Genomic DNA, 14,787 nt, shown 5'->3' on the forward strand with positions numbered 1-14,787 from the left:
ATGCGACGTGATGGACGTGAAGGAAGTAAAGAAGGAAGTCAGGCAACGAGTGGTGAAGAAACGCGAAGGGCTGGGAAGAACGGGGAGAGGAACATGCTCAAGATCGAAGGGTTGCTGGCGCGCCTTCTGGATGTCGCGCTGGTGTTTGCCGGTGCCGCGATTGCCTCGCACATGCGCTTCAACGACATGTCGCAGCGCACGTTCTACGACGTGTTCATCGCGCTCTCCGTCGCGTTCACGCTGGCCCTGTTTCCTGCCTTCGGCATCTACGAGTCCTGGCGCGGACGCTCCAAGATCGGGCTGGCCGGCCATATCGCGCTGGCCTGGCTGCTGGTGCAGTTCAGCGGCGTCATGGTGTTGTTCTCGTTGCACCATATCGACATCATCTCGCGCCTGTGGTTCGTCTACTGGACGGGTTCCACCGGTGCCATGCTGATCGTGTCGCGCCTGATGACCCATGCGGTGCTGGGCCAGGTACGCAGCGCAGGCATGAACCTGCACAAGGTCGCCGTGGTCGGCTGCGGTGCGCATTGCAGCGCGGTCATCCGGCGCGGCGTGGCCGCGCCTGCCTCGGGCTTTCGCGTGGTGGCGGCGTTCAACGTGGCGCCGCAGGGCGGCAGCCTCAATGCGAAGGTGCCGACGTTCGACGATCGCGCCGCCTTCCACCGCTATATCCGCTCGCAGGATATCCACGAACTGTGGCTGGCGCTGCCGCTGTCCGAGGAGCGCGTCATCCTGGAGTTCGTGGAGGAGTTCCGCGACGAACTGGTCAATGTCCGTTTCATGCCGGACCTGCACAGCCTGGCGTTGTTCGACAGCGGCACCATCGAGCTGATCGGCATGCCCGCCATCAACCTGGTGGCGTCGCCGCTATCGGCCACTGCGCTGCGCCAGAAGGACGTGTTCGACCGCCTTTTTGCCGCGGCCGCGCTGATCGGCCTGTCGCCGCTGCTGATCGCGATCGCCGTCGCCGTCAAGCTGTCGTCGCGCGGGCCGGTACTGTTCAAGCAAAAGCGCAAGAGCACAGACGGGCGCATCTTTACCATCTACAAGTTCCGCTCCATGCGCACGCATGCCGAGGCGCCCGGCGTGGTGACCCAGGCCAAGCGCGGCGATCCGCGCATCACGCGCGTGGGCGCGTTCCTGCGGCGCACCAGCCTGGATGAGTTGCCGCAATTCTTCAACGTGCTGCGCGGCGACATGTCGGTGGTGGGGCCGCGCCCGCATGCCATCGAGCATGACGACCAGTACCAGAAGCTCGTCAGCGGCTACATCCACCGCTACCGCGTCAAGCCAGGCATTACCGGCTGGGCCCAGGTAAACGGCTACCGCGGCGAGACGGATCGCATCGAAAAGATGGAAGGCCGCATCGCCTGCGACCTGTACTACCTGGGCAACTGGTCGTTCGCGCTCGATATGCGGATCATTGCCGCCACGGTGGTCAAGGGCTTGGTGCATCGCAACGCTTACTGAGCCGTACGGAACGCAAGCACGGGGCCGCGGCACGCGCAGGAGCGTTGCCGGCGGGAAGCGATAGTTAGATGGAAGTCAACAAGACATGGCTACCTCATTCGACACCCAATACACCGATGTCGGCGGCCCGGCCGAGCTTCGGTTGTCCGACTACCTGGTGACGCTGGTTGACCACTGGCGCATGATTGCCGCCGTCACCCTGCTGGCGCTGGTGCTTGGCACCGTCTATGCCTTGCTGCAGAAGCCGGTCTACCGCGCCGACGCCATGATCCAGGTGGAGGAAAGCAAGGGCGGCAACGCCGCCAATGCCAACCAGGGCTCGTCGCTGCAGACGCTGTCGTCGATCTTCGATCCCAACTCCTCCACGGCGGCCGAGATCGAGCTGATCCGGTCCCGCCTGGTGGTGGAGGAGGCCGTGCGCAAGCTGCATCTGGATATCGCGGCCAGGCCACGCTACTTCCCGGTGATCGGCGCGTGGCTGGCGGCGTATAACAGCGGGCTGGCGCCGCCCACTGAACTGCTCGGGCTGTCGCAGTACGCGTGGGGCGCGGAATCCATCACGCTCTCGCGGCTCGACACGCCGCAGAAGTACTACGGCAAGGTGTTCAGGCTGATCGCCGACAGCGCGCACACCTATACCCTGCGGGATCCCGAAGGCAATACGGTGCTGCGGGGCCGGGTTGGCGAGGAGGCCGAAGGCACCACCGCGCTGGGCCCGGTGCACATCCGCGTGGATGCGCTGGTGGGGCGCGGCGGGTCGCAGTTCGAGCTGGTGCGCGCATCCACCATCGGCACGGTGGAGCGTATCCAGCGTGCGCTCGCGGTGGCCGAGTCCTCCTTGCAGTCCGGCATCATCCGCGCCAGCCTGGAAGGGCCGGACCCCAAGCTCACCGCGGACATCGTCAACACCGTCGCGCGTCAGTTCGTCCAGCAGGACATTGGCCGGCGCTCCGCCGAAGCCGAGCACACGCTGGCGTTCCTGGACCAGCAGCTGCCGGCGCTGCGCAAGGAGCTCGACCTGGCCGAGGAGCGCTACAACTCGTTTCGCAATCGGCAGGGCACCGTCAACCTCGGCGAGGAAAGCCGGCTGCTGCTGCAGCAGATCGTGGAGAACAAGACCAGCCTGGCCCGCTTGCAGACGCGGCTGGCCGAGATCCGCACGCACTACACCGACGCCAACCCGGCGGTGGTGGCGCTGATGGCGCAGATCGAAACGCTGAGCGCGCAGCAGAGCACGCTGCGCCGCAGCGTCTCCGTGTTGCCGGATACCGAGCAGACCGCACTGCGTCTGGAGCGGGATGTACGCGTGGATACCGAGCTCTATACCAACCTGCTCAACAACGCGCAGCAACTGCGCATCGTCAAGGCGGGCCAGGTCGGCAACGTGCGCGTGGTGGACTTCGCCGAACCCGCGGACGATCCGATCCGCCCGCAACGCGCCATGCTGGTGCTGATCAGCGGCGGCGTCGGCCTGGTGCTCGGGGCTTTGCTGGCCTTCCTGCGCAAGGCCCTGTATGGCGGCGTGGAGCATCCGGAAGAGATCGAGCGGATGCTGGGCGTGCCGGTCTGCGCGGTGGTGCCGCGCAGCCAGACGCAGCTGCGCCTGCAGCGCGAGCTGCGCGCCTCCGGCAGCAGCGGGCTGGGGGTGCTGGCGGCACGCGCGCCGGACGACATCGCGGTGGAAGGCGTGCGCGCCTTGCGCACCACGCTGCAGTACGCGCTGCACACCGCCCGCAACAACGTCGTGATGCTGACCGGCTCGCGCCAGGATGCCGGCAAGTCGTTCCTGTCCGTGAACCTGGCCGCGCTGGTGGCGTCCGGGCGCAAGCGCGTGCTGCTGATCGATGGCGACATGCGGCGCGGCGAGGTTCACGTGCATTTCGGGCTGTCGCAGGTGCCGGGACTCTCGGACACGCTGATGGGCACGGACATCGACTCCGTGGTGATCCGCGAGGTGCTGCCGGGCCTGGATGTGCTGACCCGCGGCAGCTTGCCGCCCGATCCGGCGGAGCTGCTGATGAGCGATCGCTTCCACGCCACGCTGGACCTGTTCAAGCAACGCTACGACATGGTCATCATCGACACGCCGCCCGTGCTTGCGGTCACGGATGCCACGCTGATCGGGCGGCATGCGGGCACGACCTTGCTGGTGGTGCGCCACGGCCGGCATTCCGCGGCTGAGGTCACCGAGACCGCGCGGCGCCTGACCAACGGTGGCGTGACGCTGCATGGTGTGCTGCTGACCGACGTCCCCAAGCCGCCCCTGCTTCTGCGTACAGGCTACACCGAGTACTACGGCTACGAAGGACGGGTGAAGTAGGGCCGCGGGGGGCCGCTTACTCGACATCCATACCAAGCATTACCAACGCAAGGCGGGAGAACGACAATGACGCGCAAGGTTGCTCTGATCACTGGTGTTACCGGGCAGGACGGTTCCTATCTGGCTGAGTTGCTGCTCGAAAAGGGATACGACGTGCACGGCATCAAGCGCCGCACCTCCCTGTTCAATACGGACCGCATCGATCACCTTTACCGCGAGCGGCACGATCCCGACCGGCACTTCTTCTTGCACCACGGTGACCTGACGGACGCCACCAGCATGCTGCGCGTCATCCAGCAGGTGATGCCCGACGAGATCTACAACCTGGCGGCCCAGAGCCATGTGGCCGTCTCGTTCGAGGAGCCCGAGTACACGGCCAATGCCGACGGCCTTGGCACGCTGCGCATCCTGGAGGCGATCCGCATCCTCGGGCTGCAGAAAAAGACGCGCTTCTACCAGGCTTCCACCTCCGAGCTGTACGGGCTGGTGCAGGAGATCCCGCAGAAGGAGACCACGCCGTTCTATCCGCGCAGCCCATACGCGGTGGCCAAGCTCTATGCCTACTGGATCACGGTCAACTATCGCGAGGCCTACGGCATGTACGCCTGCAACGGCATCCTCTTCAATCATGAGTCTCCGGTGCGCGGCGAGACCTTCGTCACCCGCAAGATCACGCGGGCGATCTCGCGCATCGCGGTCGGGCTGCAGGACGAGTTCTACCTGGGCAACCTGTCCGCGCTGCGTGACTGGGGCCATGCGCGCGACTATGTGGAGATGCAATGGCTGATGCTGCAGCAGGACCAGCCGGAGGACTTCGTGATCGCCAGCGGCGAGCAGTACAGCGTGCGCGAGTTCGTCCAGTGCGCCGCTGCCGAGCTCGGTGTCACCGTGCGATTCGAGGGTAGCGGCGTGGATGAGGTCGGGATCGTGGAGTCGGTCAAGGGCAAGGAAACCAAGCTCACCCCGGGCAAGGTGATCGTGCGCGTGGATCCGGCGTACTTCCGGCCTACCGAGGTGGAGACCTTGCTGGGCGACCCGTCCAAGGCCCACGCCAAGCTGGGTTGGGCGCCGCGAACGCCGTTCTCCAGGCTGGTCAAGGAGATGGTCCGCGCCGACTTCCAGATTGCCCGGCGCGATGCGCTGGTGACGCTGGCCGGCTTCCAGGCGCTGGAACACCACGAGTAATCACCATGGACAAGAACACAGTTTTCTTTATCGCAGGCCACAACGGCATGGTGGGCTCCGCGCTGGTGCGGCGGCTGCGGGCCGATGGCTACCGCAACCTGGTGACGCGGGACCGCGCCGAGCTGGACCTGACGGACCAGGGCGCGGTGCACCGCTTTTTTGCCGACGAGGGCATCGAGGTGGTGCTGCTGGCCGCGGCGCGCGTCGGCGGCATCCTTGCCAATGCCACGCGCCCGGCCAGCTTCCTGTACGAGAACCTGGTCATCGAGACCAACGTGATCCACGCCGCGTACCAGGCGGGCGTGGGGCGGCTGGTGTTCTTTGGTTCGTCCTGCATCTATCCACGCGACTGCGCGCAGCCCATCCGCGAGGAGTACCTGCTGACGGGCGCGCTGGAGCCCACCAACGAGGCCTACGCGATCGCCAAGATCGCCGGGCTGAAACTCTGCGAGGCCTACAACCGGCAGTTCGGCACCCGCTATCTCTCGGTGATGCCGACCAACCTGTACGGCCCCAACGACAACTACGACCTCGCCACCAGCCACGTGCTGCCGGCGCTGATCAGCAAGGCCTGCACGGCAACCCGGCAAGGCGCCCCGAGCGTGACCATCTGGGGCACCGGCAAGCCGCGCCGCGAGTTCCTGCATGTGGATGACCTCGCGTCGGCCACGCTGTTCCTGCTGGAGCGCGAGGTGCCGCATGGCGTATTCAACGTCGGCACGGGCCGGGACCTGTCGATCCGCGAGCTGGCGCAGCGGATCTGCCGCATCGCCGGCTTCGAGGGCGAACTCGTGTTCGATACCTCCAAGCCGGACGGCACGCCTTGCAAGCTGCTTGATGTTTCGAAACTGGGGCAGATCGGCTGGCGGCCTGCGATCGGCCTTGATGAAGGGATTTCCGCCATCTACCAGGAGTATGCGCAGCGCATGGAAGAGGGGTTGCCCAGGGTCGGGCAGGCAGGGGCAACGGCGCTCTGCGGTGCCGTTATCGAGTGACCGCAAACAGGAGATAACAATGTCAGGCTCAGTCACGATATTCCACAACGTAGTCTGGTCGCGCCACAAGGGCGCGGTGTTCTCGGCGTTGCACAGCCAGTCGGCGGCAAGCTCGATCCATTACGACATGGTGCAGATCGCGGAGACGGAGCACTTCCGGCTCGGCTTCTCGGACGTCGATTACTCGTATCACAACTATCCCATGCACCAGCTGTACGCCGGCTGCTATGAAGATGTGCCGCGCTGGAAGATGACCGCGCGCCTGACCTGGGAAGTGCTCAAGGCCAAGGGCGAGCTGGTGGTGCTGCCGGGCTACCACCGTCCCGAATACTGGGCGATGCTGCTGGCCTGCATCGTCACCGGCAAGCGGCGCGCGGTGTTTTGCGACTCCACCGGGCGGGACCGGCCGCGGCGCATGCTGACCTCCATTCCCAAGCGCGTGTTCTTCTCGCTGTGCCACGGCTACTTCGGCTTTGGCGAGCGCAGCCGCGAGTACCTGATGTCGCTCGGCGCCAAGCCGGAGCGGATCTTCACGCCCTGCCAGGCGGCCGCCATGCCAGCCACCTACAAGCCCGAGCAAGCCCTGCAGGAGCGCCTGAAGCATCGTGCCGACGGTGCGCCCGTGTTCCTGTATGTGGGCCGCCTGTCGGAAGAAAAGGGGCTGGACACGCTGCTGGAAGCCTTCGCTGGCCTGCACAAGACGATGCCGTCGGCAACGCTGCGGCTGGTCGGCACCGGGCCGATGGCAGGCACCCTGCGCCAGATGGCGGCCGAGCTCGGCCTTGAGGCCGCGGTATGCCAGGTCGGCAGCCTGCAGGACGAAGGCCTGTCCAGGGAGTACTACCGGGCAGCCTGCATGGTCTTGCCCAGCCATAGCGAGCCGTGGGGCCTGGTGGTCAACGAGGCGCTGGCCCATGGCTGCCCGGCCGTGGTCAGCGAGAACTGCGGCTGCGTGCCGGAGCTGGTGCTCGAGGGCGAGACCGGGTTTGCGGTGCCGGCGCGCAGCACCGCTGCGCTGCAGTCCGGCATGACCCGCGCGCTGGCAGCGTTCGCGGATACCCAGGCCAGCGCGGAGCGTTGCCTGTCCGTGATCCGGCGCTTCGATCCGGCGAATGCCGCGTCGAACATCGCGCGCGGCTGCGCCGCGATGCTCAGCGAGCCGCAAGTGCATCAGCGAACGGGCGTGCAGACCTAAGCCAGGACCCAGTACCCGGTACCCAGGCCGCCTTCTTCCTGCCGTGTGTCTTGATCTTGCGATGGCCTTTGCGGCCATTGCAGGCAGGGTTGCGCGCGTTCGCCGCATGCGCGGCGTTCCCCGGTCGGCCGGCTGGCCGGGAGGAAGGCGTCAAGTTGCCGGAGTGACACACGCAGAACCGAATGGAGCGTCCCGTGAGAATCCTGATCTGCGGACAGAACTATGCGCCGGAGCTGACCGGAATCGGCAAATACACCGCCGAGATGGCCGAAGCGCTGGCCGCCAGCGGGCATGAGGTCCGCGTGGTCTGCGCGCCCCCTTACTACCCCGGCTGGCGCGTGGGCGAGGGATACTCCGCCTGGCGCTACACCCGCGAGCTGCGCGGCGGCGTCCAGGTGCATCGCGCGCCGTTGTGGGTGCCCGCGCGCCCGACCGGCGTCACGCGCCTGCTGCACCTCGCCAGCTTCGCGCTTGGCGCGCTGCCGTCCTTGCTCAGGCAGGTGCCATGGCGCCCGGATGCCGTGATGGCGATCGCGCCCAGCCTGATGAGCGTGCCCGCCACATGGGTGGTGGCGCGCCTGGCCGGCGCCAGGACCTGGCTCCACGTGCAGGACTACGAAGTCGATGCGGCTTTTGAGCTGGGCATGCTCAAGGGCGCAAGGCTGCGGCGCGCGGCGCTTGCCATGGAGCGCCTCGTGATGCGCCGCTTCGACGTGGTGTCCACCATCTCGGAGAAGATGGCCGAGCATGCGGTGCGCAAGGGCGTGGCCAGCACGCGCGTGTTCCGCCTGCCCAACTGGGTGGACACCACCGCCATCCATCCGCTTGAGCGGCCCAGCACCTATCGCGAGGAGCTCGGCATCCCGCCGGACCAGAAGGTCGTGCTCTATGCGGGCAACATGGGCGAGAAGCAAGGCCTGGACATCCTGGTGTGCGCGGTTGCCGCACTGGCCGGCAATGCCGGCATCACCTTTGTCTTCTGCGGCAACGGCCCGGCCAGGGCGATGCTGGAAACCCACTGCGCCGGGCTGGACAACTGCCGCTTCCTGCCGCTGCAGCCGGTCGACCGGCTCAATGAGCTGTTGAACCTGGCGGACATCCACGTACTGCCCCAGCGCGGCGATGCGGCCGACCTGGTCATGCCCTCCAAGCTGACCGGCATGTTTGCCAGCGGCCGCGCCATCGTCGCCATGGCGCTGCCGGGGACCGAGCTGTTCGCGGCGGTGTCGCCGCGCGGGGTCGCGGTGCCCCCGGACGACGTCGAGGCCCTGGCAGGCGCCATCAAGCGGCTCGCGGCGTCGCCCGCGCTGCGCGCGGAGCTGGGGGCCACGGCGCGCGGCTACGCCGAGGCCACGCTGTCCGCGGCCGCCGTGCTGTCCCGCTTCGACGCCAGGCTGCGTGCCTTGTGCGGCGAAGGCGCGGCCCGGCCGGCGGCGGGGGAGCCTCGCGTTGGGGACGAACTCCCGGCCAACGTACTGCAGCCGGAGAAGGTGGAGTAGGTGCGGTAGTTGCGGTAAGCGGCGTAGGCCGGGCGTCGCGCACGCAACAACAAGAAGGCAGGCGCAGAACCGAGTGCAAGAAAGGACAGGGGAGGTGAGGCATGTCAGCGACACAACCAGGAGCGGCGCCAGCACAAGGCCGGGCGGCGGCGCGGCCTCGCGGCACGGCCGCCGCAAGCCACGCCGTGGCGACATTGCCCGCGCTCACCAGCATCCGCTTCCTGGCGGCCTTGACCGTGGTGCTCTGCCATTTCACCGAGATCGGCGTGCTCAACGGCCCGGTGTGGTTCCTGCAGGTGGCGGACGGCGGTCGGCCGGCCGTGTCGCTGTTTTTCGTGTTGTCCGGCTTTGTGCTGACCTTCACCTACCGGGACAAGATCGGCCTGCCAGGCGGCGCCACCGCGTTCTATGCCGCGCGCTTCGCCAGGATCTACCCGGTGCTGGTGCTGTCGCTGCTGTTGTCGCTGCCGGTGACGGTGTGGCTCCTGCATACGGGCGACAGCACGCTGCTGCGCGAGTGGTATGGGCTCAAAGGGGCGTACGTCGCGATGCTGGCGGTGAGCCTCGTGGCCCAGTTGCTGGCGCTGACCGCGTGGCTGCCATTCTCGGCGCTCAACCAGCCCTGGAACGGACCCGCCTGGAGCATCTCCTGCGAGGCGTTCTTCTACGCCTTGTTTCCGTTGCTGCTGCGCTGGCTGGAAAAGCGCGGCAGCGGTGCGCTGGCGCTGTTGTGCCTGGCGCTGTGGCTGTTGCAAGGTGCCTGGATCGCGTTGCTGCTGGCGGTGCTGCCGCCGTCCAGGCATGGCTTCCTGGTGGCGCAGTTTCCGCTGACCCACCTCTTCGAGTTCGTGCTTGGTGTCTGCGCTGGTATTGCCTACGCGCGGCTGCGTGGCGCTGGCGGCAGCCGGCACACGCTCGGCATGGGGCTGGTGGCGGTGGCGGTTTGCGCGGTCGGCACGCTGGCGGTGCTGCGCCCGCTCAGTCCTGCCTTCTACCTGCAGGCGCCGTTCTTTGGCGCGCTGATCCTTGGCCTTGCCTTGCTGGAGCGGCCGGTGGCAGGCGTGCTGCACCGGCGCTGGCTGGTGTCGCTTGGCGAAGCCAGCTTCGCGCTTTACCTGATTCACGTACCGCTGGCGCGCATGGCTTACCTGGCCGGCTGGCGCCAGCAGGCCGGCTGGCTGGCGGTGGCGCTGGCCATCTTGCTGAGCCTGGCCATTTACCGCTATGTCGAGGAACCGATGCGCCGGCAGTTGCGGCGCCGGCTGGCGCGCCCGCGCTTAGTGTTGCCCGTAGTGCCGCCTGCAGTGCCGCCCGTAGTGCCGCCTGTGGTGCCGCCCGCATCGGCGGCCCAGGCACCGGCCGTGCCGGTGCCAGCCGCCAACGGATGAAGGAGGGCCCGCCATGCGCAACCGCTTCGCGACCCTCTGGATATGGCTGATGCTATGCCCGCTGGCAGTGGATTTCAAAAGCGTCGATGAAAACGGCAGCCGCCTGACGCAGATCCTGCTGACCCTGCCAGTGATCGCGGCGGGCATTGCCCTGGCCTTGATCGCGCCGCGCTTTGTCACGCGCACCCGGCTGAGCTCGGTGGTCATGGCCGCGTTGCTGCTGACCGTGCCGGGCAGCATCGTCCCGCAGTGGGTCCAGGGCAACGATGTCGGCAATTACCTGCGCGTGCTGTTGCCGTTCATGCTGTTGCTGATCGGCTACCTGGCCGCGCGCCATCCGTGGCCGCAAGCGCGCCTGACGCAGATCGAGTCGGCGATGTTCGCCGCCATGGTGACGTCGCTGCTGTTCAGCTTTGCCTACGGCATGGCGGTGGGGGGCGGGCTGGAGACGGTGCGCTTTCGCATTGTCTCGGTGGTCTTCCTGGCGACGCAGGGCGTGCTGCTGCACGAGTTCGTCATTGCCAGGCGCGTGACCAGGTTCACCGTGCTGCTGTTCATCGGCACCGTGGCCATCGAGATGCTCAGCGTCACGCGCAGCTTGCTGGTCGGCACGGCGTTGCTGTTCTGCTTTGCCACGTGGCTGAGCGCGGCGTCGCTGCGCCATCTGCTCAAGGCCGTGCTGCGCGCGGTCGTCATCACGACGGTGCTGGTAGGTGGCACCGCGTTGATTGGCTCGGAGCTGTTTCCGAGCGTCGCCGCGCACTGGACCCAGCGGATTGCGGCGGGCAAGGCAACCGCTTCCGGCATCGACCCGACCACCGCCACCCGGCTCGCCGAGCTCAAGGACCAGTATGACCAGGTCACCTCGAACACGACGTCGCTCATGGTCGGCAAAGGCTACGGGCATTTCTATCGTTACTCGCCCGCTTACCTGAAGGCGCTCTCCGGGCAGATGAGCGAGAAAGAGTTCTATGCCATCAACGAGTGGACGGCGGGGCATAACTTCTGGGTTTACCAGTTGTTCGCGGGCGGCTTGCTGTTCGGCATCGCGTTTCCCGCCATCGTGCTGTTCTCGCTCTATCGCGGCAGCATGGCCTATCGCCACTGGCGGCGCGTGGCGCCGAACGCGCCCAACCTGGCCGTGATGGGCCGCGCCTTGCTGGTGCTGGCGGCGCTGCCGGCCACGTCGATCGGTGGCAATCCGCTGGGCCCGCGCTTCTCCGGCGTGGTGTACGGCGTGGCGCTGGGCCTGCTGGTGGCCACGCATGCGCAACTGGCCCGCTCGACGGCCGCGAAGCTCGCCGCGCAGGGCGCGGCGGCGGCCGAACGCGCGCGCCAGGCGCGACAGGCAAAAGAGGGCTGGCCCAGGCGAGGCCCGCTGGCGGGGGCGCCCGCGCTCAGGCCCGGGCTCCATGCGCCGATGCTGACAACGATAGCCCGCGCGCCGGCTGCCAACGCGGTGGGTGATGACCAGCCAGAGCGCGCGCCCAAGCGTCTGCGATTTGCCCCGCAAGGAGTCGACTGATGAACATCCTTCACCTGCTTTCATCGATCGATCCCAGGCTGGGCGGACCGGTGGAATGCGTGCGCCAGGGCAGCGCCCAGCTTATTGCGCAGGGCCATCGCGTGGAGGTGCTGTCGCTCGATCCGCCGGATGCGCCCTACCTGGCCGATTTCCCCTTGCCTTTGCACGTGCTGGGGCCCGCGCGCGGCTACTACCACTACTCGCCGCGGCTGGTGCCCTGGCTGCGCGAGCATGCGCAGGAGTTCGACGCGGTCATCGTCAACGGCCTGTGGCAATACCATGGCTTTGGCGCATGGCGCGCGCTGCGCAAGCTGCAGGTGCCGTACTACGTCTACCCGCACGGCATGCTCGATCCCTGGTTCAAGCGTGCCTACCCGCGCAAGCACCTGAAGAAGTGGCTCTACTGGCCGTGGGCCGAGTACCGCGTACTGCGCGATGCGCGGGCCGTGTTGTTTACCGCCGAGGAAGAGCGGCGCCTGGCCAGCCAGTCCTTCTGGCTGTACCGCGCCAGGGAGTCGGTGGTGAGCCTTGGCACGCAGTCGCCGCCCCCGGAGCACGACGCCGGCGGCGTGGCGTTGCGCGAGCGCTTCCTGGCGGCTTACCCCGAGCTGCGCGGCAAGCGCATCGTCCTGTTTCTTGGCCGCGTGCACGAGAAGAAAGGCTGCGACCTGCTGATCGACGCCTTTGCCCGCGTGGCGGCGCTGGACCCGCAGGCGCAGCTCGTGATCGCGGGCCCCGATAGCGCGGGATGGGTGCCGCGGCTGCAGTCGCAGGCCGCGGCGCGTGGCATTGGCGCACGCGTGAGCTGGCCCGGCATGTTGCACGCAGAGATGAAGTGGGGCGCGTTCTATGCCAGCGATGTGTTCGCGCTGCCATCGCACCAGGAGAATTTCGGCATCGCGGTGGCCGAGGCGCTGGGGTGCGCCGTGCCCGCGCTGATCTCCGACAAGGTCAACATCTGGCGCGAGATCGAGCGTGACGGCGCGGGCCTGGCCGCGCCCGACACGGTTGAGGGATGCGAGGCGCTGCTGCGGCGCTGGCTCTCGATGGACGACGCCCGGCGCGCGCAGATGCGCGCCTGCGCCAAGGCAACGTTCAACCGGCGCTTCACCGTGGAGAGCATGGCTCGCGACCTGCTGCGCGTGCTGCAGTCGGGCGAGCCGGCGCAGGCCGTGATGGAGCCCGAGTGGCTGGGCCGCGATGCCTGATGCGCGATGCGCGAGGCGTCCGGCAACGCACGCGCTTGGCCGCGGTTAGCGCAATGTTGGCGCACGCGAGCGAGGGCGCCGTACGAAGATGGAAGCGCGAAGGGTAGCGGAAATCCGTCTTGAAACCGGCCAGCAGGGGGAGCAGCAGATGTTTATCGACACCAGAAAGCTCGAAGAGGACACCGTCGTGCATACCACCGTCTGCATCATTGGTGCCGGGGTGGCTGGCATCACGCTGGCGCTGGAGATGCAGCGGCTTGGCATCGATGCCTGCTTGCTGGAGAGTGGCGGCTACAAGGCCGACGACGACACGCGTGACCTCTATCGCGGCGAGAACATCGGGCTGCCCTATACCTTCGCCGACGGCAGCCGCAGCCGCTTTCTCGGCGGCAGCAGCAATTGCTGGGGCGGCTGGTGCCGCCCGCTGGACCCGTGGGACCTGGAAAAGCGCAGCTGGGTGGCGCACAGCGGCTGGCCGTTCGGGCTCGATGAGCTCACCCCATACTACGAACGCACCCATGCGCTGCTCAAGCTCGGGCCCAACAACTTCGATCCCGCTTACTGGGAGGCTGCCATCCGCCGTCCCGACGTGCGGCGCCTGCCGCTGATCGGCGAGCATATCCGCGACACGATCTCGCAGTTCAGCCCGCCGGCCCGCTTTGGCAAGCTGTACCGCGAGCCGCTGGAACAGTCGCATCGCGTCAAGGTGTATCTCTACGCCAACGTGGTCGACATCGGCACCAATGCTGACGCCACGTCGGTGACGGCGGTCTCGGTCGCCACGCTCAGCGGGCGGCACATCAAGGTGGCGGCGCGCTTGTTCGTGCTGGCCACGGGCGGCATCGAAAACGCGCGCCTGCTGCTCGCATCGAACAAGGTGCAGCCTGCCGGCCTGGGCAATGGCGCGGACCTGGTGGGTCGCTATTTCATGGACCATCCGCGGCTGATGTCAGGCAGTGTCCGCTTCAACAAGGGATGGGCGCGCAACAAGCTCTACGACATCAAGTACCACTACCAGAACGCGGCGGTGAGTGCCAACGGCACCTATGTCTCCTCGCAGCTCGCGCTCAAGCCCGCCGTGCTGGAGCGCGAACGCCTGCTCAATGCGCGGGTGTGGTTCTTCTCGATGTTCTACGGCGAAGGCAGCAAAGGCGCGCAGGCGCTGTTCCGCACCAAGCAGGCACTGTTGAAGAAGGACCAGCCAGGCCATAGCCTCACCCGGGACCTGCTGACCATGGCCGCGCATCCGGTCGACACCGTGGGCTTCGGGCTGACGCGGCTGATGCAGCCGCGCTCGCTGATCACCGACGTCAAGATGCAGGCTATCGTGGAGGCCGATCCCGATCCGGACAGCCGGGTGACGCTGTCCGAACACCGCGACCGGCTCGGCGTGCCGCGCGTGCGCGTGCACTGGCGCGTGGGCAGCCTGGTGCAGCGTACCTTCGACCGCACCTTTGCGCTGCTGGCGCAGGAGCTGCAAAGCAGCGGCGTGGCGCAAGTCGCGCTGGATCCACCCGTGGAGGGCCAGCCCTGGCCGGCCGAGCTCGAAGGTACCTGGCACCACATGGGCACCACACGCATGCATGATTCGCCAACAATGGGAGTGGTGGACCGCAATAGCCGCGTCCACGGCATCTCGAATCTCTACGTGGCCGGCAGTTCGGTGTTCCCGACCGTTGGCGCGAATTTCCCCACCATCACCATTGCTGCGCTGGCATTGCGCCTGGGCGGGCACATCGCACGGGAGCTCGGCATGCCGTGCGCGACTTACGCGAGCGACGGCACGCCGCAGCGCAAGGCGCCTGCACGCGAGCCGGAGCAAGCGATGACGCTGGCGGGCGCGGCGCAGGGCTTGATGCCCTTGCGGGAGGAGTGACTTCGGGGCGGCTACGCCTTGGCGCCGGCGTGCCTGCGCCACTGTGGCCCAACGTACATAAAGACCAGGTATTGGCGCGAATCTTGCGGCTATCCGGGGGCGGAACCCCGGATAGATCGTTGC

General features: G+C 67.3%; 10 protein-coding genes. All 10 read left to right on the forward strand.

All coding sequences use genetic code 11. From position 1 onward, the window contains the following. The first annotated feature begins 93 nt into the window (after positions 1-93). The 10 genes from AC1RWI_RS00665 (at position 94) to AC1RWI_RS00710 (ending at position 14,664) form a co-directional block, all read left to right on the forward strand. A complete protein-coding gene (locus tag AC1RWI_RS00665) occupies positions 94-1,473 on the forward strand; it encodes an undecaprenyl-phosphate glucose phosphotransferase (RefSeq protein WP_492863847.1) in 1,380 nt (459 codons plus the stop codon). Between the two features lie 85 nt (positions 1,474-1,558). Beyond that, positions 1,559-3,793 (forward strand): polysaccharide biosynthesis tyrosine autokinase, encoded by a 2,235-nt coding sequence (locus AC1RWI_RS00670; protein ID WP_492863849.1) that lies wholly within the window; start codon positions 1,559-1,561, stop codon positions 3,791-3,793. Between the two features lie 66 nt (positions 3,794-3,859). After that, the gene (gene gmd, locus AC1RWI_RS00675; protein ID WP_043356603.1) at positions 3,860-4,978 is read left to right on the forward strand and encodes a GDP-mannose 4,6-dehydratase; all 1,119 of its coding nucleotides are present in this window, start codon (positions 3,860-3,862) and stop codon (positions 4,976-4,978) included. Between the two features lie 5 nt (positions 4,979-4,983). After that, on the forward strand, positions 4,984-5,973 hold the full coding sequence (locus tag AC1RWI_RS00680) for a GDP-L-fucose synthase family protein (RefSeq protein WP_492863852.1): 990 nt from the start codon (positions 4,984-4,986) through the stop codon (positions 5,971-5,973). 19 nt (positions 5,974-5,992) lie between these two features. Continuing rightward, entirely contained in the window at positions 5,993-7,168 is a 1,176-nt protein-coding gene (locus AC1RWI_RS00685) for a glycosyltransferase family 4 protein (RefSeq protein WP_492863854.1), read from the forward strand. 194 nt (positions 7,169-7,362) lie between these two features. Beyond that, on the forward strand, positions 7,363-8,667 hold the full coding sequence (locus tag AC1RWI_RS00690) for a glycosyltransferase WbuB (RefSeq protein ID WP_492863856.1): 1,305 nt from the start codon (positions 7,363-7,365) through the stop codon (positions 8,665-8,667). 101 nt (positions 8,668-8,768) lie between these two features. Further along, positions 8,769-10,055, forward strand: coding sequence for an acyltransferase family protein (locus AC1RWI_RS00695; protein WP_492863858.1), 1,287 nt, complete (start codon positions 8,769-8,771; stop codon positions 10,053-10,055). A 13-nt stretch (positions 10,056-10,068) separates the two neighbouring features. Continuing rightward, positions 10,069-11,580 carry a hypothetical protein gene (locus tag AC1RWI_RS00700; RefSeq protein WP_492863860.1) on the forward strand — a complete coding sequence of 504 codons (1,512 nt, stop codon included), beginning with the start codon at positions 10,069-10,071 and terminating at the stop codon, positions 11,578-11,580. After that, positions 11,580-12,788, forward strand: a complete 1,209-nt coding sequence (locus AC1RWI_RS00705; protein WP_492863862.1) for a glycosyltransferase — start codon at positions 11,580-11,582, stop codon at positions 12,786-12,788. Before AC1RWI_RS00700 ends, AC1RWI_RS00705 begins: the two co-directional genes overlap by 1 nt. 148 nt (positions 12,789-12,936) lie before the next feature. Next, a complete protein-coding gene (locus AC1RWI_RS00710) occupies positions 12,937-14,664 on the forward strand; it encodes an FAD-dependent oxidoreductase (protein ID WP_043356595.1) in 1,728 nt (575 codons plus the stop codon). The last annotated feature ends 123 nt before the right edge of the window (positions 14,665-14,787 follow it).

The sequence above is a fragment of the Cupriavidus sp. MPR-AND1C genome (genome assembly GCF_058809705.1).

Bases quoted from the DNA above. Each gene is read 5' to 3' on its own strand.
- AC1RWI_RS00710 (WP_043356595.1), top strand. From the start codon at position 12,937: ATGTTTATCGACACCAGAAAGCTCGAAGAGGACACCGTCGTGCATACC.
- gmd (WP_043356603.1), top strand. From the start codon at position 3,860: ATGACGCGCAAGGTTGCTCTGATCACTGGTGTTACCGGGCAGGACGGT.
- AC1RWI_RS00705 (WP_492863862.1), top strand. From the start codon at position 11,580: ATGAACATCCTTCACCTGCTTTCATCGATCGATCCCAGGCTGGGCGGA.
- AC1RWI_RS00700 (WP_492863860.1), top strand. From the start codon at position 10,069: ATGCGCAACCGCTTCGCGACCCTCTGGATATGGCTGATGCTATGCCCG.
- AC1RWI_RS00670 (WP_492863849.1), top strand. From the start codon at position 1,559: ATGGCTACCTCATTCGACACCCAATACACCGATGTCGGCGGCCCGGCC.
- AC1RWI_RS00695 (WP_492863858.1), top strand. From the start codon at position 8,769: ATGTCAGCGACACAACCAGGAGCGGCGCCAGCACAAGGCCGGGCGGCG.
- AC1RWI_RS00680 (WP_492863852.1), top strand. From the start codon at position 4,984: ATGGACAAGAACACAGTTTTCTTTATCGCAGGCCACAACGGCATGGTG.
- AC1RWI_RS00685 (WP_492863854.1), top strand. From the start codon at position 5,993: ATGTCAGGCTCAGTCACGATATTCCACAACGTAGTCTGGTCGCGCCAC.
- AC1RWI_RS00665 (WP_492863847.1), top strand. From the start codon at position 94: ATGCTCAAGATCGAAGGGTTGCTGGCGCGCCTTCTGGATGTCGCGCTG.